The 25,234-nt window shown below is 50.9% G+C and carries 23 protein-coding genes; 9 read left to right on the plus strand and 14 right to left on the minus strand.

Going from position 1 to position 25,234, the window contains the following annotated elements:
• Positions 1–58 precede the first annotated feature (58 nt).
• Positions 59–1,273 carry a phage integrase gene (locus tag ACO6S1_RS10805; protein ID WP_422342706.1) on the plus strand — a complete coding sequence of 405 codons (1,215 nt, stop codon included), beginning with the start codon at positions 59–61 and terminating at the stop codon, positions 1,271–1,273.
• A 67-nt stretch (positions 1,274–1,340) separates the two neighbouring features.
• Entirely contained in the window at positions 1,341–1,568 is a 228-nt protein-coding gene (locus ACO6S1_RS10810) for a helix-turn-helix transcriptional regulator (protein ID WP_422342707.1), read from the plus strand.
• Positions 1,569–1,662: 94 nt separating this feature from the next.
• Here ACO6S1_RS10810 and ACO6S1_RS10815 read toward each other — a convergent pair whose 3' ends face one another.
• Together ACO6S1_RS10815 and ACO6S1_RS10820 are read right to left on the minus strand one after the other, a co-directional pair.
• Positions 1,663–2,883, minus strand: coding sequence for an NAD(P)/FAD-dependent oxidoreductase (locus tag ACO6S1_RS10815; RefSeq protein WP_422342708.1), 1,221 nt, complete (start codon positions 2,881–2,883; stop codon positions 1,663–1,665).
• 161 nt (positions 2,884–3,044) lie between these two features.
• Positions 3,045–4,547 (minus strand): CoA-acylating methylmalonate-semialdehyde dehydrogenase, encoded by a 1,503-nt coding sequence (locus tag ACO6S1_RS10820; RefSeq protein WP_422342709.1) that lies wholly within the window; start codon positions 4,545–4,547, stop codon positions 3,045–3,047.
• Positions 4,548–4,645: 98 nt separating this feature from the next.
• On the opposite strand from ACO6S1_RS10820, the gene ACO6S1_RS10825 reads away from it, so the two are divergent.
• The 3 genes from ACO6S1_RS10825 (at position 4,646) to ribB (ending at position 7,982) form a co-directional block, all read left to right on the plus strand.
• Positions 4,646–5,515: a LysR family transcriptional regulator gene (locus tag ACO6S1_RS10825; RefSeq protein WP_422342710.1), complete on the plus strand. Its 870-nt coding sequence runs from the start codon at positions 4,646–4,648 to the stop codon at positions 5,513–5,515.
• 112 nt (positions 5,516–5,627) lie between these two features.
• Complete coding sequence (locus ACO6S1_RS10830; protein WP_422346178.1) at positions 5,628–6,446, plus strand: helix-turn-helix transcriptional regulator; 819 nt, start codon at positions 5,628–5,630, stop codon at positions 6,444–6,446.
• 246 nt (positions 6,447–6,692) lie between these two features.
• Entirely contained in the window at positions 6,693–7,982 is a 1,290-nt protein-coding gene (gene ribB / locus ACO6S1_RS10835) for a 3,4-dihydroxy-2-butanone-4-phosphate synthase (protein WP_422342711.1), read from the plus strand.
• Positions 7,983–7,990: 8 nt separating this feature from the next.
• Here ribB and ACO6S1_RS10840 read toward each other — a convergent pair whose 3' ends face one another.
• The 5 genes from ACO6S1_RS10840 to ACO6S1_RS10860 form a co-directional block, all read right to left on the minus strand.
• On the minus strand, positions 7,991–9,169 hold the full coding sequence (locus tag ACO6S1_RS10840; protein ID WP_422342712.1) for an ABC transporter substrate-binding protein: 1,179 nt from the start codon (positions 9,167–9,169) through the stop codon (positions 7,991–7,993).
• 16 nt (positions 9,170–9,185) lie between these two features.
• Positions 9,186–9,899, minus strand: coding sequence for an ABC transporter ATP-binding protein (locus ACO6S1_RS10845; RefSeq protein ID WP_422342713.1), 714 nt, complete (start codon positions 9,897–9,899; stop codon positions 9,186–9,188).
• Positions 9,896–12,592 carry an ABC transporter permease subunit gene (locus ACO6S1_RS10850; RefSeq protein WP_422342714.1) on the minus strand — a complete coding sequence of 899 codons (2,697 nt, stop codon included), beginning with the start codon at positions 12,590–12,592 and terminating at the stop codon, positions 9,896–9,898. The genes ACO6S1_RS10845 and ACO6S1_RS10850 overlap by 4 nt, the downstream gene beginning before the upstream one ends.
• 129 nt (positions 12,593–12,721) lie before the next feature.
• On the minus strand, positions 12,722–13,948 hold the full coding sequence (locus ACO6S1_RS10855; protein ID WP_422342715.1) for an alpha/beta fold hydrolase: 1,227 nt from the start codon (positions 13,946–13,948) through the stop codon (positions 12,722–12,724).
• Between the two features lie 57 nt (positions 13,949–14,005).
• Positions 14,006–15,292, minus strand: a complete 1,287-nt coding sequence (locus ACO6S1_RS10860) for a cytochrome P450 (RefSeq protein WP_422342716.1) — start codon at positions 15,290–15,292, stop codon at positions 14,006–14,008.
• 183 nt (positions 15,293–15,475) lie between these two features.
• On the opposite strand from ACO6S1_RS10860, the gene ACO6S1_RS10865 reads away from it, so the two are divergent.
• Together ACO6S1_RS10865 and ACO6S1_RS10870 are read left to right on the plus strand one after the other, a co-directional pair.
• Positions 15,476–16,111, plus strand: coding sequence for a malonic semialdehyde reductase (locus ACO6S1_RS10865; protein WP_422342717.1), 636 nt, complete (start codon positions 15,476–15,478; stop codon positions 16,109–16,111).
• Positions 16,112–16,127: 16 nt separating this feature from the next.
• Positions 16,128–16,934 carry a dienelactone hydrolase family protein gene (locus tag ACO6S1_RS10870; protein ID WP_422342718.1) on the plus strand — a complete coding sequence of 269 codons (807 nt, stop codon included), beginning with the start codon at positions 16,128–16,130 and terminating at the stop codon, positions 16,932–16,934.
• A gap of 8 nt (positions 16,935–16,942) precedes the next feature.
• Here the strand turns inward: ACO6S1_RS10870 and ACO6S1_RS10875 are convergent, their stop codons facing one another.
• Genes ACO6S1_RS10875 through ACO6S1_RS10900 form a run of 6 tightly spaced genes read right to left on the minus strand, consistent with a single transcriptional unit; the run spans position 16,943 to position 22,795 of the window.
• Positions 16,943–18,166 (minus strand): acyl-CoA dehydrogenase family protein, encoded by a 1,224-nt coding sequence (locus ACO6S1_RS10875; protein WP_422342719.1) that lies wholly within the window; start codon positions 18,164–18,166, stop codon positions 16,943–16,945.
• Positions 18,167–18,187: 21 nt separating this feature from the next.
• Entirely contained in the window at positions 18,188–18,811 is a 624-nt protein-coding gene (locus tag ACO6S1_RS10880) for a TetR/AcrR family transcriptional regulator (RefSeq protein ID WP_422342720.1), read from the minus strand.
• Positions 18,808–19,623, minus strand: coding sequence for an SDR family NAD(P)-dependent oxidoreductase (locus ACO6S1_RS10885; protein ID WP_422342721.1), 816 nt, complete (start codon positions 19,621–19,623; stop codon positions 18,808–18,810). The genes ACO6S1_RS10880 and ACO6S1_RS10885 overlap by 4 nt, the downstream gene beginning before the upstream one ends.
• Positions 19,620–20,801, minus strand: a complete 1,182-nt coding sequence (locus ACO6S1_RS10890; protein ID WP_422342722.1) for an NAD(P)/FAD-dependent oxidoreductase — start codon at positions 20,799–20,801, stop codon at positions 19,620–19,622. Before ACO6S1_RS10890 ends, ACO6S1_RS10885 begins: the two co-directional genes overlap by 4 nt.
• A 5-nt stretch (positions 20,802–20,806) precedes the next feature.
• Positions 20,807–21,388, minus strand: a complete 582-nt coding sequence (locus tag ACO6S1_RS10895) for a 3-phenylpropionate/cinnamic acid dioxygenase subunit beta (RefSeq protein WP_422342723.1) — start codon at positions 21,386–21,388, stop codon at positions 20,807–20,809.
• Positions 21,389–21,406: 18 nt separating this feature from the next.
• Positions 21,407–22,795 carry an aromatic ring-hydroxylating dioxygenase subunit alpha gene (locus tag ACO6S1_RS10900; protein WP_422342724.1) on the minus strand — a complete coding sequence of 463 codons (1,389 nt, stop codon included), beginning with the start codon at positions 22,793–22,795 and terminating at the stop codon, positions 21,407–21,409.
• Positions 22,796–22,901: 106 nt separating this feature from the next.
• On the opposite strand from ACO6S1_RS10900, the gene ACO6S1_RS10905 reads away from it, so the two are divergent.
• Together ACO6S1_RS10905 and ACO6S1_RS10910 are read left to right on the plus strand one after the other, a co-directional pair.
• Complete coding sequence (locus tag ACO6S1_RS10905; RefSeq protein WP_422342725.1) at positions 22,902–23,114, plus strand: ferredoxin; 213 nt, start codon at positions 22,902–22,904, stop codon at positions 23,112–23,114.
• 298 nt (positions 23,115–23,412) lie between these two features.
• Positions 23,413–24,492, plus strand: a complete 1,080-nt coding sequence (locus tag ACO6S1_RS10910) for an NADH:flavin oxidoreductase (RefSeq protein ID WP_422342726.1) — start codon at positions 23,413–23,415, stop codon at positions 24,490–24,492.
• A 12-nt stretch (positions 24,493–24,504) separates the two neighbouring features.
• Here the strand turns inward: ACO6S1_RS10910 and ACO6S1_RS10915 are convergent, their stop codons facing one another.
• Positions 24,505–25,230, minus strand: coding sequence for an SDR family oxidoreductase (locus tag ACO6S1_RS10915; RefSeq protein WP_422342727.1), 726 nt, complete (start codon positions 25,228–25,230; stop codon positions 24,505–24,507).
• Positions 25,231–25,234 lie beyond the last annotated feature (4 nt).

Genomic DNA, 25,234 nt, shown 5'->3' on the forward strand with positions numbered 1-25,234 from the left:
TGCACTTACATTGCACTTACAGAAATGGTGCATTTGTTGAGATAGAAAGGAATCGGCTGTGCAATCTGCACTTACACAGACAGTTATAGATCGTGCCAAATTGGCAAAAAGACCCTATGAGATCAGAGATACGCGCCTGAATGGTTTTCTCGTCAGAATACAACCATCGGGTATAAAATCATTCTACTGCGAATATGATCGTGGAAAACGGTGGCGCCTTGGACGCGTTGATTCAATGCCCGTCGGTCAAGCACGAGATCAAGCTAAAAAGATAATGGCGCAATATCATTCCGGCATTGATCCGATTGAAGAAAAAAAGAGTAAGCAAAGCGCAATTTCGTTGAAGGAGTTTATTGAAATATTCTTCACACCGTGGGCTGAAGCACATCAAAAATGCCACGAAAAAAATCTTCATCGTATCAAATATGCTTTTAAGCCGCTTCTCAAGAAAAAGCTCGCTGACATTGGAGTCGTCGATCTCGAGCGATGGCGCGCGGCGCGGATTGCAATCGGTAACAAAACGAGCACAATCAATCGCGATATCGCATCGATTAAGGCTGTCTTTAATCGCGCAGTAGATTTTGAGGTTCTTGAACACAATCCGATTGCGCGAGTGAAGAAAGCTCGTGAAGACGGTTCACCAAAAGTACGATATTTGTCTTCATGGGAGCATTCCTCACTCCTGCGAGCCTTGGAAGATCGCGAAGAGCGCCGCCGATGTGAACGCGATAGTGCAAATAACTGGCGACGCGAAAGATGCTACCCAATCCTCCCAGATCTAAGAAAGAAGAGCTTTACCGATCACCTAAAGCCCATGGTGCTCATTTCGCTGCACACCGGTATGCGACGTGGTGAGCTATTTGATTTGTGTTGGGACAATATCGATTTTGAGGCCAAGATAATAACGGTAACGGCAGAGACAGCAAAATCACGAAAGACTCGTCATATTCCTATGAATGTCACCTGTGAGGATGTGTTTTGCGGTCTGAAGAAACGACGAAATTCTGGTCGCGTTTTTCAAAATAGTGACGGCGCCAGGTTTGACAATGTCAAAAAATCATGGACCCAATTGTTGAAGTCTGCCGGGATTAGCAAATTTAGATGGCATGATATGCGCCATCACTTCGCATCTCGGCTAGCGATGGCTGGCGTTGACTTGAATGCTATCCGCGAATTGCTTGGTCATAGTAGCTATGAGATGACCCTGCGTTATGCCCATCTTGCCCCGTCTCATAGAAGGAAAGCAGTCGAGTTGTTGGATGAGGAATGGTGAACTCTTCATCTGCATCTGGATTTGATTTACTTCAGTTTGTAGTTCCAGTGCCTTAGTCCGGCTGGTGATGTCTCAATCTGAATCGCAGGAAGTATCAGGTTTTTCCGGAGCGCGTTTTTTGCGGCTTAGAGATGTTCAGCACCGGGTTGGATTGGGGCGATCGACGATTTATCGCTGGATGGATCAAGGCAAGTTTCCAAAATCCCACTCAATTGGTGGTTATGCCGCCAGATGGCTGGAGAGCGACATTGACCAATGGATTGCTTCTCAAACATCTTCCGTTGCTTCAAGATAGAAGCTTAATCTGTAACCATAATAAACGCCGTGACCTGCAGCAGAAAAATTCCGGAGTAGCAACATATCAGGTTTGTTCACGACCCGATTGCTGCTCATTTCAACAGGTCTTTTAGCGCAGATGCAGACTTTAGCTGGTCACGCGAAACAATTTTCCGGCTTTCGATCAGTGCCTTGCCTTGGACGCAATCCCGAACGGAATTTACACAGTCTAGTGCTGTTACCCGCCCTTCACGCATATAAACAACCGAGAAACTTCGCGCGGACATTTCACCACGGATGACAAAGTCATCATGCTTAGCGAAAAGACCAACGGTCTGAAGCTTAAGATCGTACTGATTGGACCAAAACCAAGGCACTGCATCATAGGGCAGGGGGTTGCCGCAAATTGCCGATGCCGCAGTTTTGGCTTGATCGTTCGCATTTTGTACGGATTCGAGCCGAATTTCCTCGTTGCCAGCATAAGCATTCGAGTGTGCTGCACAGTCACCTATCGCGTATGTATCAACAAGGGATGTGCGACAATATTCGTCAACATATACTCCATTGCTTCCTTCTGCGCCTGCATCAATTAGCGGTTGTACCGCTGGTTCAACACCTATGCCAACAATCACCATTTGCGCGGGTTCTTCATGTCCATCCAGTAAGCGCACTCCAGTTACGTGCTTATCTTCGCCAAACGCTTCTAAAATGTTTTGACCAAGCAGTATCTTAACGCCCTGCGAACGATGTTCTGATTCGTAAAACCTTGATAGTGGTTCGCCAGCGACACGTGCTAAAACCCTGTCAAGCGCCTCAAGCACGGTAACCTTTTTCCCGATTTTTCGCAAAACTGCAGCTGCTTCCAATCCAATATATCCTCCACCCACAACTATGATATCTTGTACCGCGTCCATGTTCTCAATCATTGGGTCGACATCGCTTCGATTTCTCAGATAATGAATTCCTTCCAGAGTAAATCCAGGCAATGAAAGTTTTCGTGGACTTGCACCGGCTGCCCATATCAAGTTGGAATAGCCGATCTCGCTGCCACTATTTGTCCGTACAGTTCTGTTCTGTGGATTTACTGAAACGATGCGTGTCGACAGCAACATTACGACATCACGCTCTTGCCAGAATATTTCTGGTCGGATCATGATCCGCTCAAATGGTTTTTCTCCGGCAAAATATTCTTTGGATAGGGGAGGTCTCTCATAAGGAAATTCTGGTTCATCTCCAATAATGGCAATTGAACCTTCGAACTTTTGTTGACGAAGTGAAATGGCTGCTTGTGCACCGGCATGGCCCGCGCCGACAATTACAACATCATAGTTCAATGACTCAACTCCTTCGCATGCGAATTGGCAGATTGATCCAAAAACACGATGCTCTTCGTTTTCTACTGAATTGCTGCCAATCGATGGCCTATTTGGCCTTTCCGCGAACCTTCCTGACCCAGACCATTAACTCACGCATCTTAAGGAACAAGTGGCATCGCTTAGCTCATAGTCGGAATAACAAACGCGTCCTTGTTGCCGCCATCGGCAGTCCCATCGGGCCAACGCGCGGTGACCGTCTTGACCTTGGTCCAGAACTTCACGCCTTCCATGCCGTGCTGATTGGTGTCGCCAAAAGCGCTGCGCTTCCAGCCACCAAAGGTGTGATAGGCCAAGGGAACAGGGATTGGCACATTGATACCAACCATGCCGACATTGACCCGATTGGCAAATTCGCGGGCCGCGTGGCCGTTGCGGGTGAAGATCGCGACGCCGTTTCCATATTGATGCTGGCTGGGCAGCGAGACCGCCTCGTCAAAGGTTTTGGCGCGGACGATTTGCAGCACAGGCCCGAAAATCTCTTCCTTGTAGCTTTCCATGTCCGTCGTGACCTTGTCGAAAAGCGACGGCCCGATGAAACAACCCTCTTCATGGCCCTGCAACGTGAAACCGCGGCCATCGACAACCAGCTCTGCGCCTTCATCAACGCCCTTCTGGATCCATCCCTCGACGCGTTCCTTGTGTGCAGGGTTCACTACCGGGCCATAATGCGCCTCTTCGTCGGTCGAAATGCCGACGCGTAGCGCATCAATGGCCGGAATCAGCTTTTCACGCAGCTTGTCGGCGGTGTCATTGCCCACGGGCACCACTACCGGTAGTGCCATACAGCGTTCGCCCGCAGAACCGAAGGCTGCACCAGACAGGTCGTTCACCACCTGATCAAGATCTGCGTCGGGCATGACGATGCCATGATTCTTGGCGCCGCCCATGGCCTGTACGCGTTTTCCGGCCGCCACACCCTGCCGATACACATAATGGGCGATATCCGATGATCCCACGAAGCTCACGCCGCCAATGGCCGGATGATCGAGGATTGCATCGACCATCTCCTTGTCACCATGCACGCATTGGAGGATACCTTCGGGCAGACCCGCTTCCAGCATCAATTCCGTCAAACGCACCGGTACAGACGGATCGCGCTCCGAAGGCTTCAGGATAAACGCATTGCCGGTCGCAATCGCTGGGCCAAACATCCACATCGGGATCATCGCCGGAAAATTGAACGGCGTGATGCCCGCCCCAATGCCGAGCGGCTGGCGCATCGAATAGACATCGATGCCCGGGCCAGCACCCTGCGTATATTCACCCTTGAGCGCATGCGGAATACCGCAGCAAAATTCGATCACTTCCAACCCGCGCTGCACATCACCTTTGGAGTCCGCAATCACCTTGCCATGTTCGGATGACAGCATATGCGCCAGTTCATCCATATTGGCTTCGACCAGTTCCTTGAACTTGAAGAAAACCCGCGCCCGTTTTTGCGGGTTGGTCGCCGCCCAAGCCGGTTGCGCTGCCAAAGCCGCATCAACGGCAGTTTGCAATGTCGCAGCATCGCCAAGATCAACCTTGCCCTGAATTCCGCCATTATTGGGATCAAAAATATCGCTCTGGCGACCGCCTGAACTGATTCCGCCATCAGCCAGAACATGAGTAACATTGCGCATTGAAAGACTCCTTTTGTCTCTTTTTTTCAGTTTGAGCAGCATACTATTGCGACATCAATGGCTGGACATGCATTCATAACCTGCATTATTGCAGTTGTATGAATTGGAATGACCTGCAAATATTCACAGAGATTGCTCGCGCTGGGAGTTTAAAAGGCGCAGCAAAAGTGCTGCATATGGATCCAACAACTGCAGGCAGACATCTTCGGAGATTGGAACAGAAACTCGGTATGCCATTGTTTGAAACAACCAGAGAAGGCCAAATTTTATCACCATTTGGCAGAAAAATATTGCCGGACGTATTGGCCATGGAAGAGCATGCAGCAGCTTGCGCCCAACAAGCTCAAAGCAAAGCAGATATCTCAGGAACAATTCGATTGAGTGTTAGTGAGGGGTTCGGGTCATTTTTCATCACTCGTTACATAGATGAGTACCTTCAAAAACACCCGAATGTTTCTGTCGATTTAATCGCCAATAGTGGGTTTCTTAGTCCGTCTCGTAAAGAGGCAGACATAGCCGTTCTGCTCGCTTTACCGAGAAAAGGGCCGCTGAAATCAAGAAAGCTCAGCGATTACCATTTGGGCTTATTTGCTTCCAAATCATGGGTCATAGAACATGGACAACCACAGGATCTGAAATCTCTCGATGACCAGAGACTGATTAGCTATATTCCGGAACTATTATACGCTCCCGAACTCGACTATTTGTCAGAATTCGATTTGGCTGGACAACAATTGTGCCGTTCATCGAGTATTGTTGCTCAGATTGAGATGATCAAGAATGGAATGGGTCCTGGAATCCTTCCCCTCTTTATGGCGTCAAGGGAAGAAAAGTTGATCAGACTGTTCCCTGAAAAAACAATCAAGCGCAATTTTTGGATCGCTGTGCATCAGGATATTTCTCAATATCCCAGAATTCGATCATTCATTGATTGGCTTGTTGATTGTTGCCAGCAACGCCTTCTTTGACATGGAATTGGAGCCGCTATGTTGCATGTTTTCAATCAAAAGCATCGCCGCTTTTTTTTTCGGTTTTCTGCACTAAGCAGCTGATTGTCTGAACCCTTTCGGAGAACATTTGATGGAATTGACATGCTCATTCGGTGACAACGAAATAAAACGGGTGAGTTTCCTGGAGGCTGTCAAGAGAGTTACCATTCGATCTAAATCAGACGTTGTTTCTGCAGCGCTTGCCCTTTCCGATTTTGCGCGATCTTGCGCCATGCGAGTGGATGTCATCGCCAACATCGCTTCCAATTCGCCTCTCGTCGATGCTAACGGCCTGAATATCAATCGGGAAATATTCAACTGGACTGGCAAAGACGAGCAGTGGTGGGACGAACGGGGACTTGCCTTAACTTCACCTCTCGCACGCGCATGTCGCTGTGAGAGCGAACCAATGTGGTATGATTCCAATGGATTCTATACAAACTGGGATAATGACTATTTGAAGAGCATCAAACCGACATTCCATTCTTCGCATTCAACCTATAAGCACCCTGAAACAGCGATTCTAATTCCAGTTCATTTGCCGTTTGGGCAAATCGCGCTCGCAATCTATTCTCCAATAAACGAAGATTGGACAAAACTTACTCAAACCTATCAAGCATATGGCGAAAGCTTGGCGACAATTACGAGAAAATTTGTTGCTGGATATGTATCTGTAATGCGCCGGAATCACAGGCTTCCAATTAACTGTGAACTCACAAAACGACAAGTTTCCTGTTTGCAGTGGGCCGCACATGGAAAAACCGATAAAGAAACCGCTATAATAATGTCTCTAAGTCCCGCAACGATCAGACGGCACATCAAATGTGCTGTCGAACGTCTAGATTGCGTCAACCGCGGTCAGGCGATATCCAAAGCAGGACAGTTGGGATATTTGGTACCTAACAACTAACCAGGAACAATAATTTTTCAAATCCTAATCGACTAAAAGATCTCGCTAGTGCACCATCAGGAGCATGTCGCATTCATATCATCGGCATCCTAGTCCAGGAGGCCAGCTGCCGCAGATGACCATAAAAATTCTGTTCCAATACTAAATAGGCCCATTAATGCAGTGTCGATAGCCTTTGTTCGCTGGCTTTGACTACCAACGACATCGTAATGTTGTAGTCACATTAAAATGTGCTATGGGGATCCTATGGCTAAATCCACTATTGAGCGCGTTCGCGCTATAATCTCAAAAGATGAAATGTCACGAACTGCGCTGGCGCGCGCGGCGGGATTGCATGCAAATTCGCTAAGGGGATGTATGGATTCGACTTGGAATCCTACATCGGAAACATTGTCCAAACTGGAACGCTTCCTCTCTACCCATGACGGCTCCCCCGTAATTGTTTCCGTTGAGGAGATTATCGACGAAGCGCGCAACGGAGGCATGTTCATATTGGTCGATGATGAGGATCGAGAGAATGAAGGTGATCTGGTCATTCCGGCACAAATGGCGACACCCCAGGCAGTTAACTTTATGGCAACACATGGTCGTGGATTGATTTGCCTGACATTGGGCCGCGAACGGATTGAGAAGCTTGGACTTGAATTGATGAGCCGTGCCAACGGTACGCGCTATGAAACAGCTTTCACTACTTCTATCGAAGCGCGGGAAGGTGTGACAACAGGAATAAGCGCAGCTGATCGCGCCCGAACCGTCTCGGTTGCGATCGATGGTTCGAAAGGTGCCGATGATATTGTTACGCCCGGTCATATTTTTCCGCTTCTCGCCCGAGATGGCGGCGTACTGGTGAGAGCAGGTCATACCGAAGCTTCAGTCGATATTGCTCGGCTAGCAGGACTCAATCCTTCCGGCGTCATTTGCGAGATCATGAATGATGATGGGACAATGGCCCGATTAGATGATCTGGTTGGATTTGCACGCGAACATGGACTGAAAATTGGAACGATCCGCGATCTAATTGCCTATCGCCGTGAGAATGATCACCTTATCGAACGTAGAGGGACACGAGACTTTAAAAGCCGCTGGGGAGGCTCATGGAAAGCGGTAGGATTTTATAACAAGGCGACAAAAGAAGAGACACTTGCGCTTGTAAAGGGGCATATAGATCCGTCCAAATCCACTTTGGTCCGTATGCACCTGCTTTCGATATTTCCCGATGTTTTTGGGGAAGATAACGAAAAGGGCAGTGTGATCGAAAAATCAATGAAGATTATAGATGAAGAAGGGGCCGGCGTCGTGGTTCTGATCAACCGGCCGGTTCCAGACTATGTATCGCGCGCCATGAAACTCGGTCAAAGGGGCAGCGAGCTGGATCCTACAGAATCCTCATCGGAACGCCGCGATTATGGCGGCGGCGCTCAAATTTTGGCGGAACTGGGCGTTCGTGACATGATCCTATTGACCAATACACACCAAACGATGGTTGCCCTGGAAGGCTATGGCCTTTCAATCGTCGGAGAACGCCCCATCAAATAGCGATATATTTATTGCGCAAGCGTCGGGTGCCAATCGTTGTTTAGCAGCTCGATTTTCCCGTTGACGACCCTGGCAAACATAACCTTGTTGATAAACAGGCGGTTGTAGGGTGGATCGAGTTTTTTGGTCGTCGTCAGCGATGGGATCATATCCCCGACTACAAGTCCTTCCAGCGAATTCATGGCCGCCAGCACATTTTGAGGACTGAAATCCTCGACCTGCTTTGTGGTCATCGCCGCCGCAAATGCCTGCACAGCAAGCCAACCTCCCTGGGAAAAAACATTGCGATTCGTATTGGGTTGATGAGCTGCCAGATCGGCCAGGTATTGGTCATTGGATTTGCCGCCCGCCTCAATCGGACGCAGCGGCGCGGTGATGAAGCGACCTTCCGCTGCAGGACCCAGACGCGCTATCAGATCGGGCGGTAACGCGCCAACCGTGACAGCTACGGGCTGCTTTGCACCAGCCTCATACATGGCCTGCAAAAATCTTCCCGCCTGATCGGAATTCATTCCCAAGAGAACAGCATCGCCGCTGCTTGTTACCTTTTTTACGTAACCGGCATAATCTGGTGCGTCGAGCGGAACGAGAGTGAGCTCTCCGACTTTGGTTTCGGTTCCTTTTACTCCGGCATTGGCAAATTTTTCGTTGAGAGAGCCCGCCGGACTGTCGACAGCAGCCAGACCAACTTGCTTTGCGTCCTGACTAGCCAGCAATCTCGCAGCGCCTGCGATCATCCCGGCAGAACCTGCCTGTAGCGGAAAGGCAACCGGGCTTGAAAAATCACTTTGTGTAATCGGTAAATGCCCGATGCTCGCTACATTTCCTCGCTCAAGTACGGCAAGGATTGCACTGCCGAAGTTTGAATTATTGCCCACGGTTGCAGCGACGTTTTCGCGTACGGCTTTTCTTGCGCACTTAGTGGCTTGATTGGCATCACCGCGATCATCACAAATGATCAGGTTAAGCCTTTTCCCCCGGATGCCCCCTGACGCGTTGATACTTGCAATCGCAGCACGTACACCGGCCAACGCTTCTGGGCGCGGCGTGGTGTTGGCAGTGTCGGTTATCTGCCCGATGAACATCAGCTTTATTCCATCACCGCCGTTTTTTTGTTCACCGCTTTTTGAACACCCTGCGGTGAACAGTATCAGTCCGGCCATGATACCGGAAAAATATCGCTTCATTCTCATCATATGATCCTCATTTTATTGTCTTTTCTCTCAGGGTTTCGCCTTGGAGATAGGCGGCTTCTATATCGGTTCCCTGTTGGCGAAGTTCGCGAGCACTGCCTTCAAGCTGCACCTTACCGCGGCCAAGGACGTAACCCCGATCACTGATAGAAAGCGCCTGAGAAACATGCTGTTCGACCAGCAGCACACCCAAACCATTGTCTGCCGCGCTTCTCAGTGTTGCTAAGAGACGCTTGACTATTAACGGCGCAAGCCCAAGCGACAATTCATCGACCAGCAGCAAATGCGGCTGCGAAGCAAGACAACGTGCAACTGTCAGCATCTGCTGCTGGCCGCCGGACAGCAATCCTGCAGGCCTCCCCAGATGATCTGCTAGTTCTGGAAAAATGGACAACGCTGCCTCAACCGATCCTCCTTGCAAGCGTAAATTGTCCCGGACACTTAATTTTCGGATCAGTGACCTTCTGTCAGAAATAAATCCTAACCCTTCACGCACGCGGCGATAAAGCGGTCTTTTTGTCTCAATCCCGAACAGACTAACCTCACCGTCCACAGGCGGCAATGTACCCGCTAACGTCATTAGCGTTGTTGTCTTGCCTACGCCGTTGGTTCCGAGAAGGGCGACAATCTCTCCCTTTTTAACATTCAGATTCAAATTTGCGATAACCGCCTGACCTTGATAACCGGCGCTAAGGTTATGAGTTTCAACTAGTGTCTCCATCATGAAGTTTCATCCGCTTCGAAAGGCCGCCCCAAATAGGCTTCGACCACGGCTGGCTCGCCGCTGACATCACGTGGTGATCCTTCAGCAATCTTCCTTCCGAAATCCAGAACAACGAGGCGATCACAGGTCTTCATTACCAGATTCATGTCATGCTCAACCAGTATGACTGTCATCTGCCATTCATCCGCCAGCCTTCGGATCAGGGCGGCGAGTTTGGTTCGCTCATCGATTGATAAACCAGCTCCAGGTTCATCAAGCAGAACAACTGATGGCTCTGAAGCCACTGTACGCGCAATCGCCAGCAAATGCCGTTCGCCATAACTCAGTTCTGTCGGTAGCATCTCAAGCTTACTGTCCAGTTGGAATAGCTCGAGGATTCTTCTCGCGGGATGTGACAATGGGGGGCTATGGGGATGAACCGGATCTCGCCAGTAAGGATTCACGGAACACGGATCATGCCCTATTTTGATATTGTCTGCGACACTGAGATCCTCGAACAGTTCCAGATTTTGAAATACCCGGCCAAGCCCGCTACGCGCTCTTTGGATTGCTCTGGTTTTACTGAGATCCTGACCGTCCAAAAATATCTCACCACCATCGCACGGCGTAAAACCGGTTATTGCGTCGAGCAGGGTTGTCTTTCCCGCTCCGTTGGGTCCGATCAGTCCCAGGACTTCACCGGGACGGGCGGTAAATGATACATCATCCACGGCGATCAACCCTCCGAAGCGCACGCTGACCTTGTTCACATCGAGTTCCAACGGAGGAACTTGAACGGGCGGCGCACTATCTTTGCCCGCGGACGGCGAATGCCGAATTGATTCTGGTATCGATTGTACCGGTATTTTTAGGACCTGGCTCCATCGCAAAAAACTTGGCGCCAGGCCTTGAGGAAGAGATATGACGGTTAGAATTGCCGCAGCACCAATAATCAAACCAAGCCATTCGCGCAGATCGAAAAATGTCCCGAAAAGATCATCGATAATCCCGCCGATAGCCAACATTCCGCCAATCATTGCGCCCGCGACATATCCTATTCCGCCCATATAGGTCATCAGTACAGCCGGTATGGAATCGAACATGCTATAGCCAATATCGTAGCGGACATTGGGATAACGAAATGTCGCCAGAACTCCCGAAACGGCTGCTAGTGCTGAGGCCACTGCAAAGGCGTATAGTTTTACTCCGGTTACATTGACCCCTAGCGCAACTGCTGCCTTCTCATTGGCACGCACAGCTAGCATACGCCGTCCGCTCGTCCCGCGTCTTATATTGGCCACAACCAGCGCCAGCAGCAAAAAGACCACCAGACAGAGCAAAGCGTAGCGTTCCGGATAAAGGATCGAGTCAAGCTCCAGCCCGAACAATGACGGCGGGTCGATCACGGTCCCTTCAAACCCGCCGGTCAAATCCTTGTTTTGAAAAATCAAAGCATTTAGCGCCACGCCCAGACCCATAGTAACAATCGCAAGATTTATACCGCGTATTCTAAGCGCCGGTAGCGCAAACAGAAGTCCCAGAGGAACGGTCAACAGAACGCCTGCGAGCAATGCCATTGGGAACGGGATGCCGTAAAGGTCAGCAAGCCGTCCAGAAATAAATGCGCCAAGTCCTGCAAAAGCGTATTGGCCCAGTGATATCTGCCCTGCATATCCTACAAGCAAAACAATCGATAGCATGATACACGCAGCAATCAGGCTACCGGTAACTCCGTTGACAATGTCCTCTGAACCGATGAAAATTATCACCGAAACAACTATAAACGTGACCGCAATGAACCCTGTGGGTGCACGGGGCATTCCAACACTTGGCAAACGGTCTGTCGCGAAGTCACGCAAGGGCAGCGTGTGCCCTCGAAGTACTAACACCACAACGATGGCTAGTAGCGGGATGGCTGTCGCAGCGCCGGGCCCGCCGGCCGCCCCCGCGATTAGCGATTGGCCGACTCCAATGGCGATGCCACCTGCTAAACAGACCGGGAAGGAAGAAAGTCCGCCCACAAGCGCTGATGCCAATATTGGAATGATCATCAAAACGAACACCGATGGCATGAACCCTGTCAGCGGAACCAGCAAAATGCCTGCCAATCCAGCCATGGCTCCACCCAAAGCCCAATTCAGACCGGAGATGAGTTCTGCGGAAATTCCAAATGTGGCTGCGGCAACCGGGTCCTCCGCGACAGCCGTTGTTTGCCGTCCGAACTCTGTATGCCGATACATAACCCATAGCAGCCCCGTTACTGCCATAGCAATCACCAGCAGCAACAAACGGTCCAACCCCAAAGCAATGCCGCCGGGAAGATCGAGGTTGGAAATCGGCAAAATAGGTTCCACAAATCGCAGGCTCGATCCATAACGAATAATGACTATTCCCTCGACCACACCGAGGACGCCCAAGGTTGCAACCATGCGTGCCAGTGGAGAGGATTGGCGGATATGTCGCATGATCGCGATATCGACCAACCAGCCAATTGCCGCCGTAGCGCCAATTCCTATCAACGCTGCCAGAAGATCCGGCAGTTCGCCATTTTCGCGCAACTCGATAAATATGGCGGCACCGAGCATGGCCATGGCACCATGTGCAAAATTGATTGTTCCCGAGCCGCGATAGATCAGCACCACTCCTTGGGCAGCAAGCGCGTAAATTGCCCCCGTCCCAAGGCCCAGAATGGCGTAGTTCAGCCAATCAACCATCAATGCAAGCTGGCATGCAGCCAGGATTCACGTTCAATATTGGTGTGTCAGCAGTAGCCCATCGGGTATTTTGTTTTGCCATATTTTCTTGATCTACGAAAGCCGTCAAACAGGAGAGAGGAGAGGCCTTCATGCGAAATGCAGACGGCGGTATTTCCCCCGGAAAAAAAGCAGAGGATCGCGCCTGGGTTCAAAACTCGCTTTCACGACCCGACCGACCAAAATGAAATGGTCACCGCCTTCATGGACTTCAGATTGTTCGCATTCAAAACTGCTGAGTGAACCAGTGAGCAGAGGCACTCCCGTTTCGCCCGGTTCCCAGGATGTACTTGCGAACCGATCTTTGTTTTTTCCGGCAAACAAATTTGACGCTGGCTGTTGACCAATTTGCAATACATTGACAGCGAAATGGGACGCCGATTTGAGCGTTGATGCGCTACCCGATGTATTGGCTATGCAAACCAGCAATAGGGGCGGATCAAGCGAAACCGACGTGAAGCTGTTCGCTGTAAGCCCGATTGGCGATCCCCTCGCATCGTTAGCCGTAACGACGGTTACACCGGTAGCAAAGCAGCCGAGCGCATCTCGCAGCGTCCGGGCATCCGAACCAGAACGATATTCCGGTGTCACTCTCGGCTGGCGGCGCTCGAGAAAATCGAGCAACAGTGCATCAAACGCTTCTGTGCTCTCTCCGGAGACAAGAAGATTGGCATCTTCGACTTCAACAGCCTCGGCATTAGGCAGGGCTTTGACGAACAAAGCCGCTTCTTCTCCTGACCCCATTTGGTTGAGAGCACCGCGAACCACCAACACCGGAATGTTTAAGCCAGGCGCTGCATCAGCCAACCGTTCAGGCATGTTGGAAACATCGAAACTATCCATCAGCTTCAAGTCCCAGGTTGGTGCATCTTTTGATTGTTCCGCTCGCCTGCGAATATTCTCGGCCATCACGCGCGATGTTTCGTTGTCGATATGAGTAGGAATATCCACAAGCACCAGTCCGGCGGCTAGCGTTGCTGCATCTCTTCCAAGTGCAACGGTAGCGATCCATCCGCCCAAAGCAGCCGCAACCACGACAGGACGCGTACCCATTTGAGCCAGTACACCGCGCAAATCCTCTACATAGGCATCAAAATCATACCGACCATCGGTGGGCCATTCGCTTCCGCCATGGCCCCGAAGATCGAGATTGATTACCCGGCGACCTGCCTTTACCAATGCAACCGCTACGTCACACCAGACGGTTCTTGTTTGTCCCCCACCATGAATGAGCAGGATCGAAGGGTCATCCTCCGACCCGCTGGCTTCCGCTTCGAGCCTGATCCCGGCAAACCCCTTATATTCTTCGATGCTCATATTTTTTCATTTCTATGATCTGAAAAAGTTTGCATTTCTGGGACCAGATTTGCTTCCCTAGTCCCACAAAACATGAACCGCGTCAGGACCACGCATATTCAACCCTTTGATTTCCGGGTGAGGGTAATCCGGATCAAAGCGCAAATTAGGCAAGTCCAGCATTGCATCCAGAGCAACCTCCAATTCCGCAAGTGCCATGTGCATTCCCATGCAGATATGGGGTCCAAATCCGAAACTCAGCAGCGGGCGCATCGGGCGTTTCAGCCACAACCTGTCAGGATCTTCATATGTTTCCGGATCGCGATTGGCGGCGGCAATAGAACATAGCACAGCTGTGCCCTTGGGAATCTGCACTCCTCCCAATTTCACATCTCTGGCTGCCATACGTGCCACCGCACCCGCTGTCGGGTCGCGGCGCATAGTTTCCATCACCGCTTTGGGGATCAGTTTTCGATCTTGCCTTACCTCGTCCATGACATCTGGATTCTCAAGCAATTGAACCATCATGTTGGCGAAACTTCGTGTCGTTGTTTCGCCAGCGGCGAGTAACAACATCCTGATGAAAGCAGTGATCTCTTCGTCGCTGAACCGCTTTCCTTCATGCTCGACTTCCATCATATGGCCGAGAATATCGTGGCGCATTTCGCCGCGCTTGCGATAGGCTTGAATCACGGGAAACAATGTATCGTACATTGATTGTCCAGCTACCATGGATTGCGGGACAGTTATTTTTGCAACCTCCGGATCTGCTTGAGGAGCAGCGACAACCTGGATTGCCCAGCTTGCAAGATTGGACAGCAGATCTTCCTCATGCGGGAAACCAAAATAGGCATACATTGCACGAATGGGAAAAGGCAGGGCAAATTCACGCAGCAGATCAGCCTTGCCGTTCGGTTTTAGCCGGTTCACAAACTCATCCTCAACCACCGGCCGGATTAGCGTGTCGATCAGTTTGCGGATCTGTGGGCGCATAAACGGTTTTTGAAGCGTTGCGCGGAACTTATCATGCTCTTCACCATCCATTGCGGTTATCAGCATATTGTCTACCGCTGCTCCAAATCCGTCGCCAACAATATAGCTGAGCCAGTCAGTTGGATTCATCAGTACGCTGCGAATATCTTCATAGCGAAAAAGGCTCATCGTGGGGCGACCGGTCATCATATAATCGGCCATGCTAGGCACCATATGCTCCTTTAGAATATCACCCTGCATGACTGGGCATTGCGACCTTTTCTCCGCTAGCATTGGATAAGGGTTCGCTGGAGCCTCGCCTGAATAGCCATTTGTCACTAACGAATAGTCGGCGACCATCTGGTCAAGAGGATCAAGGGATTTGCTGCTCATAATACCGCTCGCACTTGTTGAATGGGTCAATAGCATATCGCAGAGGTTCGCATTTCAAAAAACCTGCCCAAAGACATGTTAGTTTGGCGATCATCAAGTGTTGTATGTGCATTTGGGGAATAGATTTTCCGGTAGATATTCAAATGCGGGCGGATGTTCGTCACGATGAGGAACATACTACCCATGTTGGATGGCTATATGCGGAGTAACGGCATCGAATGTTCAAAAACCCACTGTTTGGAGTACAATATGGATATCTCGACCATTTTTGAGGCGGCGCGAACGTACAATGACTTTCAAGATCGACCCATTCCGCCGTCGCTGCTGCAGCAGATTTACGATCATCTGAAATGGGGGCCTACATCAGCAAATAGTTGCCCCGCACGTTTTTTATTCGTCAGCTCTGCCAAGGCCAAGGCGCGCCTTTTGGATTGTGTAAATCCCGGCAATATCGAAAAGGTGAAGTCCGCCCCCGTGACCGCTATCATAGCGGGCGACACAGCCTTTTATGACCAAATGCGAAAATTATTTCCATCCCGAGATTTTCGTTCAGTATTCGCCGGCAAAGAAGCGGTAATCTCTGATCTGCTCGCGCGAAATGTGCCGTTGCAAGGTGCTTACATGATGATTGCTGCTCGGGCCATGGGACTCGACTGCGGGCCTATGTCTGGCTTTGATGCGCCGAAGCTCAATGCTGAATTTTTCCCGGATGGCCGCTGGCAAGTGAACTTCATTTGCGCCTTGGGTTACGGTCGGGAGGAAAGCCTGTTTCCTCGCAATCCGCGTCTCGACTTTGAAGAAGTGTGTCGCATCTTATAACGAATGGAATCAATTTATGGCTGATTTTGCCCGGGACTATAAAGATCCACTTGATGACTTTGAGCAGCGTGAAGTCACTTTGCTTGGAAAAACAAAGCGTGTTTATGTCGCGGGTAGTGGTCCAGCAGTGATCGTTATGTCCGAAATGCCGGGAATCAGCCCCTATGTCGCACGTTTTGCCCGTTGGGTCCGAGATGCGGGCCTAACTGTTTTTATGCCTTCCTTGTTCGGTGAGGACGGGGTTTTGCCGGGAAATGGTAAAGCGATGGTCACCTTGGCTCGTACCTGCATAAGTAAGGAGTTCAAGGCTTTTGCCAGCAATGCGTCAAGCCCGGTGACCCAGTGGTTAAGAGCACTGGCAGCGGCAGCGCATAAGGAATGCGGCGGTGAGGGAGTAGGCGCAATCGGCATGTGCTTTACTGGCAATTTCGCCCTGTCAATGATGCTTGAAAAATCCGTTGTTGCGCCTGTATTATCACAGCCTTCCTTGCCAATGCATAATCCTGCAGGACTTGCGATCGGCTCCGACGAACTGGAGAAAGTCAAAGCGCGTTTGGAAGAGGATAATTTGAATGTACTAGCTTATCGTTTTGAAGGTGACAGCTTTTGCAAATCGGCGCGTTTTTCCGCTTACCGCGATGCGCTGGGGGACAGATTTATCGGCAAGGTTTTGCCCGATTCATCCGCCAATCCCAACGCTCCGCTCAAAACACCGCACAGCGTCGTCACTCTTCATTTAATTGATGAAGCAGGACAGCCGACCGTTCAGGCCCGTGACGAAATACTTGAGTTCTTTCGCACGCGCCTGATCAGTGCGACCTGATTGATCCCTTAATAAGAGCCCGGAGGAGCGATCGCATCGCCGCCGGCAAGGGCTCGGCCCTGGATTTCGTAGCCGATGGTCGGGATGTTCTGGATGTGACGCAGCGCCATCGAGATATCTCGCCAATAGCGATTTATCGGCTTGTCTAATGAGAAGCCCGATGATCCGGCCTGGAACATCAGAGATTCGCTTGCAGCATGGATTGATTCAACAATCTGTCCACCTGCCGCGCGCTGACGCGCTTTCTCTTCCAAGGTGAATTCCTCTCCTAGTCCGATCCGGTCAAGTTTTGCGGTCAGACTTAGTAACAGGGTTTTCGCGGTATCAACCAGTGCCGCAGCTTCACCCAGATCGCGCATATATGCGCCCGAACCGGTACGCGGTCCTATCGTCGTTGTAAGCACGGGTTTTACCGAATCGGCAGTAACAATTTCGAGCATTCCCTCGACTGCACCGACAAGCTGCGCGAGCCCTGTGGTGCGCACCATCGGGACCGCAGGGATTAAATCAGAAGGCGCGCCGAAGTGTTTTTTGGTCGGATCAATCTGACCAGCCCGTTCATCCATTAATACCATCTGGCCTTCGGGAATAAATACGTCTTTCGCGATGGCGGTGTCTGAGCCGGTACCTTGCATGCCGCTGACGAACCAAGTGTCTTTGATTTCGAATTCGCTCATCGGGATGTAACACATGCTGATCCCGGGTACGACCGGGCCGTCATAACCCTCCAGAACAACACCTTGCTGGGTCCAGGTTGCCTGACGCGAACCCGACATATAGGGCCAGGCTCCATTGATGATCCAGCCGTCGTCAACCTTGCGAGCCTTACCGGGTGGGTTGTACGCTCCGCAAACAGGCTGCGGCCCATCGCCGAACACTGCTTCCTGAACGCTGTCGGGTGCAAGACTAGTTACCCATGATGTTCCGTTAATAATCTGGACCACCCAGCTGATGGATGGATCACCCTTTGCGAGTTCCATTTGTACACGGCTGAAATCGGTCGGAGACAATCCAAAGCCGCCGAGACGTTCAGGAAGTATCATTTGAAGAAAGCCTTCTTCCTTCAGCATTTTATCGACCGCCTGTGTTGGATTTCGGCGTTTTTCGCCTTCGGGTGCCTGTTCAGCGAGGAAGCCGCGTAATTCCTTGGCGCGCGCAACGAGCTTTTCTGCGATCGGTTTATCTGCCCATCCAGCGGTTAGGTTCGGTTTTTCTTTTGCTACAGTAGCCATTTCTTTTTTCCTTTCAGTGTTTCAGGCGGTCTGGTGCGCGAAGTCGAGCACCCATTTTTCAAGGTTGTCTGCGCTGCCATTCCATAATTTTGTCCAATTCTCGTCGGCAGGAACCAATAATGTACTGAGCTGGAGCCGTACCAGCGCTTCGACAAAGGCCTCTGCGTTCACCGGCTTTCCGAGTTTTATTTCAACAAATTTGAAGACGGGTTCCAGAGCCGATGAAACAGCGATCTTGTACCGATCAAATCGGCTGCGGAAAAATGCCAAATGAAATCGTGGTTCAACTTCGAAAACCCGGTCCGGAGAATGTTCGTTGGTATATTGGGAATAAAAGAGCATCACTTGGCGAAAGCACTCAATCGGATCGTCCACATCTTGGGCCGCATCCTGAATACCTTCTTCGAAACCGGTACAGACATATTCGGCCACAGCTGCAAGTACATCTTCTTTGTTGGAAAAATACCGATACATTGTTCCGCGAGAAACGCCGCTAGCCTCAATGATGTCGCTCATCGAAAGGCGTGTCACTCCTCTACCAGCAATAGCATCAAGCGCCCCGGACAATATCTTGATAACGCTTGGTGACGATATGAAGTCGTCTGAAACCGGCGGATCGGTAGTGAAATCGGGCTGAAATTTCATGCCGGACCCTTTTCCAGTTCTTCAAGATTGTGCGGGATGCTCACATAACCCGGCAGGTTTTGGCCGCCATCGACATTTATCATCTCTCCGGTGATGAATGCCGACATTTCCGAGGCGAGAAAAACGATCACAGGACCGATATCTTTTTCCGGATCACCTGCTCGTTTCAGCGGATTGTTAGCAGTAGCCTGTTCCAGGAAGCCAGGTACAGATTCTACCAGGTGGGCAAAAACTTGACCGAGCCCGGTTGGAGCTACCGCGTTACAGCGAATGTTGAACCGGCCCCATTCGACAGCAGCGCTGCGGGTCAGTCCCATGATTCCCATTTTGTTGATGTTATAATCGCTGTGCAGCCATGCGCCGGTTTGTGCGTCAATGCTGTGAAAATTGATGATCGAACCGCCGCCACGCTTTTTCATGTGCGGGAGTGCAGCGCGCATACCCCACCAGCAACCCCATACGCCGATGTCGAGCGTACGCTTCAGCATTTCATCGGTTTTATGTTCCAGCAATACATTGTCGGACAGAAGCGAAGCATTGTTGACCAGAATGTCCAATCCGCCAAATTCATCGACAGCACGCTGGATCATCGCTTCGACTTCTTCCTTCACGCCCATATCCGCAGACATGCCAACAGCCTTTGTTCCAAATTCCTGGCAGATTTCTTTTGCCACCTTATCAGTGGCAGCGCCGTCGCGGCCGGTAATCAGTAGGCGCACGCCTTCCTTGGCCATACACCGAGAAATGCCGTATCCCAGTCCCTTTGCACCGCCCGTCACAATGGCTACCTTATCCGCAAGCAACCCGCTCATACTGCCTCCCTCATAATCTGTTCCCCCATCCGCTTATCCATTGCCATGCGCTGTTCGCATTTGCCCTGAGTCAGCACATAACCTTGAATGGTCTGATCACCGGAAACGAACAAATATATACCTCCGACTTCATCATCTTCTTCGCAGATCCATTCTCCTGAAATTCCTCTCGGCGGCGGTAGCAGGTTGATCGGGAACAGTGTTGTCTTGACCTGAACCGAGAGGGGAGGAAAACGGATTGGTGTTGGTGTGCCAAGCACGCTCGGCGCGATACCGCGCGCGGCCGCCATTATCGGTGTGACATAAGCAGCCAGCCCGCTTTGATATTCTGCACAATCACCGATCGCATAGATATCGGGGTCACTGGTCTGGCCATATTGATTGACCCTGATCCCCTCGCCGATTTCTAGGCCGGCTTCTTCCGCCAAGGCGACATTGGGACGCAGGCCGACTGCGGAGAGGATGATATCTGCTTCGATTTCAGAGCCATTATCCAATGCGGCCACATATCCCGGTCCAGGTTCACGATAATTGATTGCCATGACCTTGCGGCCGAGCTTCCACTCCACGCCTTGGCTGGACAGTGCCTCACGGACCCTTTTTCCTACAGCAGAGGGAACGAGTTGCGGTAAGGGCAGGGCGAGCAAATCAACCACAATCGGTTTGTAACCGGATGTTACCAAATCATTGGCAAATTCAGTTCCAACCAGACCAGATCCGATAATCAGAATGCGCGCGCCTTCGGGCAGCTCCTTGCGAAATTGATCATAGTGACTGAGCTGGTTCACTGAGATAGCTCGGTGTGCAGCGTTCCCTTCAATAGGCGGCCGGACGGGCAGGGCACCTATTGCCAGAACAAGCGAGTCGTACGGAATCGGGCCGCCGGTTGTACAAAGTGCTCTCCCCGCCCGATCAATCGCCTCTGCTTCTCGCCCGATACGAGCGTCCAGCTTTAACTGAGTCACCATTTTTCCGGCATCTGATGTGATCAATGCCTCCGCAGCCTTGCCTTTTGCCAAGGCCGTCGAAAGGGCTGGCTTTGAATAAAAATGCCCCTCTTCCAGCGTCACCGAAGTCAATTTGGCTTCCGGGGAAAGCCTGCGCAATTCACGCAGGACCCCAAAACCGGCAAGACCTGAACCGACCACGACAATCGATGGTGAAACCTGATCGTTCATTATTTTTAGAAGAAAACTGCGAAGTTGGACATGCCGAGTACGGATTGATCAACAATGATTTCACGCCTGGCGAGCTTGTATTCGCCGTCTACTTTACGCCAAATGTCCCGGCGCTCGGCAGTCATCGATTCATTGTCAGGGCTATCACCGCGGCTGCGTTCAAGATAAATATAGCTCACCACTTCATATTCGTTAGCACTCTCGCATTCACCAATACGTACATTGGTGATAAAACGGCGACAGCGCGATGGCGGATCTTCAGCCCAGGCACTTTTTTGCAAACGGCCCATCCGCATCTGCATGGAACCATAATCTTCGTCAAAATGGAACATCGTCCGCATAACGTCCCGGTCCTTGTTCGGGCCGGTACGGGTAATGCGAATAGGTGCCTGATACACTAGGTCTTCTGAGAACATTGCCATCCAGTCATCAAAGCGCCGTTCATCGAGTGCAGCAGCTTCATCATATAGCGTTTCGAGCAATGCATTATATACAGGTGACCCCAATGGAACGCGTTTGCGCGAGACCAGTCCTCTAATGATGGTTGTAGAATCCGGAGCGGCGGTCGATTTTGTTTCCCAAGTCATTTTAGTTCTCCTGTCCGGTCAAGCTTCACTCATCAACTTGTGGTAGGCAAGCCACCAGTTCCATTGTGTATCGTCCTTGGTGAAGCCTGGATAAAGGAGGCCGTCTCCCTTCCACCCCTCCGGGCGCTCGTGGCCATGCAGCGCCTGATATTTAAGCGTCATCGATTTACCGGCTGCACCGCGTGCATTTTTCATGATCACCGGCCAGACATCTGCATCATCTTGTTCAATCGTTCCGGATGTGCCGGTTTGCTGAACAGAATTTTGCAGCATGTCGCGCTTCATTTGCTCTGGAGCATCCTTTTCGGCAAAAATGAAATTGACGAATTCCACCTTGTCAGGCCCCTTTGGTACATAAGTATGCAATGCCAATGCCCCGGATGATCCGCCATCTGTGCGAGGTGCAAAGATGAAGGCTATTAGAATGTTAGGGAACATTCCGCCAACCTGCGGCGGGATCGTGGCCAATTGTTCAACCTGATCTTCCGAAAGATTGTTGAACAACTCCGGAATCATTTCCTTGGTGATGCCCGGCGGGGTCAATAGTTCAAGACGCTCACGCGCCGATTTTCCCTCAAAAGGAACATCGGCAAACATTTTGAAGGTTTTTTCCGCTTCCAGGCAGCGAAGCGAATGACCCTGCTCGCAGGAAACATCGACGCCATACATGCCCGGTGCCTGATCATAAATCGATTCGGCCGTGCCACCCATTACACCGCCTTCCATAAGGCTGCGGTGGAGAGTAAGCGTATGAAATCCGTCGGAACCCGATTGCTCACCTGGAACCTTCCAGTTGCAGGGTAATACGAAGCGCTGTGGCGGCCCTAGCAATTCCAGACCATTGTCGGTCCGGCAGAACAGCTGATCCATATAATATTTCATGTCGCCCAGATATTCATCAAAGGAAGGGCCATCGATGTTCCATGTTGCGAATATCATGCCCCCATATAGATGGACCCGTGCTTTCTTGAGCCCCAAAGTTTTCTTATCGACATCATTGCCATGCATCTTCTCACGCTCAACCGGTGCTCCGACAAAATCGCCGTTCGGCTTGAACGCCCAGCCGTGATAAATACACTGGTGAATAGGTTTGTTGCCTGCTTCGCCCAGACAGACGCGCATCCCGCGGTGCGGACAAACATTCAGTGAAACATTGATATTGTCTTCCCGATCGCGCGCAATAATTACATTGTCTTCGGCCATATCGCGTACAATGAAATCACCGGCTTTGGGAATCTCGCTTTCATGCCCCAGCAGCAGCCATGTCTTCGCAAAGATCCGTTCCATTTCATGCTGATACAGCTCCTCATCCGTCATTACCCGAAGTGAAACTTCATTTGAATCCCGCATGATCAGATCATCAATTGATGTGCCATCGCGCAAAACCAGACTCGATTTTTGCAACATGATGCTTTTTCCTCTCCAAAATTCGACTTGATTCGGATTATACATATTGTATATAAACTGTTCAAGCTGTAAAGCAATGCCATAACCGTTTCGCGAGGAGAATCGAATGTCTGAAGAGGGCAAGCTGAAGGTGGTGATAAATAAGCCTGCATGTTGTGGATACGGCGTTTGCGCCGAAATTTGCCCGGACGTGTATAAGCTTGATGAGCATGGCATGGTCTATGTCGAAAATGAAATCGTCCCTGCAGGCATGGAAGACATCGCGCGCGAAGGTGCGGAAGCTTGTCCGCAATCAGCGTTGGAAGTTGTACCGGCCTAGACAGCACTCGTTTTCATTTTCAACAAATTGCTGCAAATTTGTTTGATGCATCAATGAAGATTATCTCCTGTTCCGGATGATATCCGAACACGCGAAAAAAAATGCGAGACAATATCCTCGTCCTGCTCTGCCGCTACATGAAGAGATTCTTCCGGTCTCATATCTAATTGCCTACTGCTCATCTCCAATCCCCGACCGCCAATGTTGCTTTCAAATTGAATTGTTGTCCCTGTCTTTTGAAAGGTCCAATAGCTCAACGGCCAGCTAGCGTCTCAAAACACCACATTTGGAGATCACGATGCGCGACAACTTGACCCCTCTTTTTACTGAGTTTACCTGCGGATCATTAAAGCTGGCAAATCGGTTTGTTATGTCGCCGATGACCCGGCAGTTTTCTCCCAATGGTGTACCCGGCGATGATGTCGCGTCTTATTATGCACGCCGGGCCAAGGCAAAAGTCGGCCTGATCATCACTGAGGGCGTAGGCATCGACCACCCCTCTGCTATCGGTGAAGGCACGATGGGGGAAAAGAACATCCCGGTGCTGCATGGTAACGCAGCATTGTCAGGTTGGCGCACGGCGGTAGAGAAAGTTCATGCGGCGGGCGGCAAGATTATACCGCAGCTCTGGCACATGGGGGGTATCAGGCAGGAGGCCACCGCCCCTCATCCGGAAGCAAAATCAATGCGACCCGATGAAATGAGCGAAGCCGAAATCGCTGAAACCATTTCCGGTTTTGTCCGAAGCGCAGTCAATGCCAAGGCTGTTGGTTTCGATGGGGTGGCATTGCACGGGGCGCATGGTTATTTGATCGACGCTTTCCTCTGGGCTGGGACCAATCAACGCGATGACAAATGGGGTGGTGATCTCCCGCGGCGTGCGCGTTTCGCCTGCGAGATTGTAAAGGCAATCCGGACTGAAGTTGGACCTGATTTTCCCATCCTTTTTCGAATTTCCCAATGGAAATTGCAAGATTATGAAGCGCGACTTGCTGACAAGCCCGAGGAATTGAAGATCATCACCGACATATTGTCAGACGCGGGCGTTGATATTTTTGACGTCAGCACGCGGATTTTTTCCGATCCTGTTTTTGAAGGCTCGGAAATGGGTCTGGCGGGATGGATACGCAAGTTATCCGGCAAACCCACCATGACAGTTGGTGGAATCGGCTTTGACAAGGAGCTTGCAGAGAGTTTTTCCCAGCCAACCGCCGCGGTTGACAATCTTGACGAGGTCGTTCGGCGTTTCGAAGCGGAAGAATTCGACCTGGTGACCGTTGGTAGGGCGCTTCTCATGGACGCAGAGTGGGTGATGAAGGTCGAATCTGGCATTGACTTCGAATCATTTGATCTGACCGCCTATTCCCGGCTCGACTGATCAAACAAATGGCTAGAATCCCTCACTAGTCGCATAAATATGTATCCGCGCCGCGTTGGCATTTCCGCTCTGCTCGCACATGAACAGTACGGCTCTGGCGATCTCTTCGGGTTCCATTGCCGGAATAAATTCGTCCCAGCCAGGTTGACCCTTCGCTTTCATGTCCTCGAAAATTTCTGTGCTGGTTGTACCTGGTGCGATCAGGCCGACACGCACGCCGCTCCCTGCCAGTTCGATGCGCAGTACTTCAGTAAAGCGTTCCAATGCTGCTTTTAATCCACCATAAATGCCAGTACCCGCTGCCGTGATCCCAGCTCCTATGCTGGACAGGTTGATGATCTGTCCACCGGAATTGGTTTTCATCCGGCGTGCGAATAAAATACTGGTGCGCACAACTGCCGCATAGTTGATTGCAATCATAGGATCGAGTTCATCCAGATCAAACTCATCAACATGGCTGGTTCGCAAAATACCTGCATTGTTCACCAGAATATCAACTGTCCCAAATTCCTTCGTGGCGGCTTCCAGCAATGCCTGCGCCGCGCCAGTTTCTGCCATATCCAGCGTCATGCAGCTTGCGTTTTTTCCAATTTCTGCGCAGAGCGCTTTGAGCCTTTCTTCGCGGCGGGCCACCAGTAAAACCCGAATATCTGCGCTCACCAATTTTCGTGCAATGGCTTCGCCAATGCCAGCGGATGCTCCCGTTACAACCGCGGTTTTACCTTTTGGAAGGTTCAAATCA

The organism is Parasphingorhabdus sp., assembly GCF_965233695.1.
GTDB lineage: Bacteria > Pseudomonadota > Alphaproteobacteria > Sphingomonadales > Sphingomonadaceae > Parasphingorhabdus.

What these genes read in the sequence shown, in the direction of transcription:
- ACO6S1_RS10810 (WP_422342707.1), top strand. Translation starts at nt 1,341, where the DNA reads ATGTCTCAATCTGAATCGCAGGAAGTATCAGGTTTTTCCGGAGCGCGT.
- ACO6S1_RS10820 (WP_422342709.1), bottom strand. Translation starts at nt 4,547, where the DNA reads ATGCGCAATGTTACTCATGTTCTGGCTGATGGCGGAATCAGTTCAGGC.
- ACO6S1_RS10825 (WP_422342710.1), top strand. Translation starts at nt 4,646, where the DNA reads ATGAATTGGAATGACCTGCAAATATTCACAGAGATTGCTCGCGCTGGG.
- ACO6S1_RS10830 (WP_422346178.1), top strand. Translation starts at nt 5,628, where the DNA reads ATGGAATTGACATGCTCATTCGGTGACAACGAAATAAAACGGGTGAGT.
- ribB (WP_422342711.1), top strand. Translation starts at nt 6,693, where the DNA reads ATGGCTAAATCCACTATTGAGCGCGTTCGCGCTATAATCTCAAAAGAT.
- ACO6S1_RS10840 (WP_422342712.1), bottom strand. Translation starts at nt 9,169, where the DNA reads ATGAAGCGATATTTTTCCGGTATCATGGCCGGACTGATACTGTTCACC.
- ACO6S1_RS10845 (WP_422342713.1), bottom strand. Translation starts at nt 9,899, where the DNA reads ATGATGGAGACACTAGTTGAAACTCATAACCTTAGCGCCGGTTATCAA.
- ACO6S1_RS10850 (WP_422342714.1), bottom strand. Translation starts at nt 12,592, where the DNA reads ATGGTTGATTGGCTGAACTACGCCATTCTGGGCCTTGGGACGGGGGCA.
- ACO6S1_RS10855 (WP_422342715.1), bottom strand. Translation starts at nt 13,948, where the DNA reads ATGAGCATCGAAGAATATAAGGGGTTTGCCGGGATCAGGCTCGAAGCG.
- ACO6S1_RS10860 (WP_422342716.1), bottom strand. Translation starts at nt 15,292, where the DNA reads ATGAGCAGCAAATCCCTTGATCCTCTTGACCAGATGGTCGCCGACTAT.
- ACO6S1_RS10865 (WP_422342717.1), top strand. Translation starts at nt 15,476, where the DNA reads ATGTTGGATGGCTATATGCGGAGTAACGGCATCGAATGTTCAAAAACC.
- ACO6S1_RS10870 (WP_422342718.1), top strand. Translation starts at nt 16,128, where the DNA reads ATGGCTGATTTTGCCCGGGACTATAAAGATCCACTTGATGACTTTGAG.
- ACO6S1_RS10875 (WP_422342719.1), bottom strand. Translation starts at nt 18,166, where the DNA reads ATGGCTACTGTAGCAAAAGAAAAACCGAACCTAACCGCTGGATGGGCA.
- ACO6S1_RS10880 (WP_422342720.1), bottom strand. Translation starts at nt 18,811, where the DNA reads ATGAAATTTCAGCCCGATTTCACTACCGATCCGCCGGTTTCAGACGAC.
- ACO6S1_RS10885 (WP_422342721.1), bottom strand. Translation starts at nt 19,623, where the DNA reads ATGAGCGGGTTGCTTGCGGATAAGGTAGCCATTGTGACGGGCGGTGCA.
- ACO6S1_RS10890 (WP_422342722.1), bottom strand. Translation starts at nt 20,801, where the DNA reads ATGAACGATCAGGTTTCACCATCGATTGTCGTGGTCGGTTCAGGTCTT.
- ACO6S1_RS10895 (WP_422342723.1), bottom strand. Translation starts at nt 21,388, where the DNA reads ATGACTTGGGAAACAAAATCGACCGCCGCTCCGGATTCTACAACCATC.
- ACO6S1_RS10900 (WP_422342724.1), bottom strand. Translation starts at nt 22,795, where the DNA reads ATGTTGCAAAAATCGAGTCTGGTTTTGCGCGATGGCACATCAATTGAT.
- ACO6S1_RS10905 (WP_422342725.1), top strand. Translation starts at nt 22,902, where the DNA reads ATGTCTGAAGAGGGCAAGCTGAAGGTGGTGATAAATAAGCCTGCATGT.
- ACO6S1_RS10910 (WP_422342726.1), top strand. Translation starts at nt 23,413, where the DNA reads ATGCGCGACAACTTGACCCCTCTTTTTACTGAGTTTACCTGCGGATCA.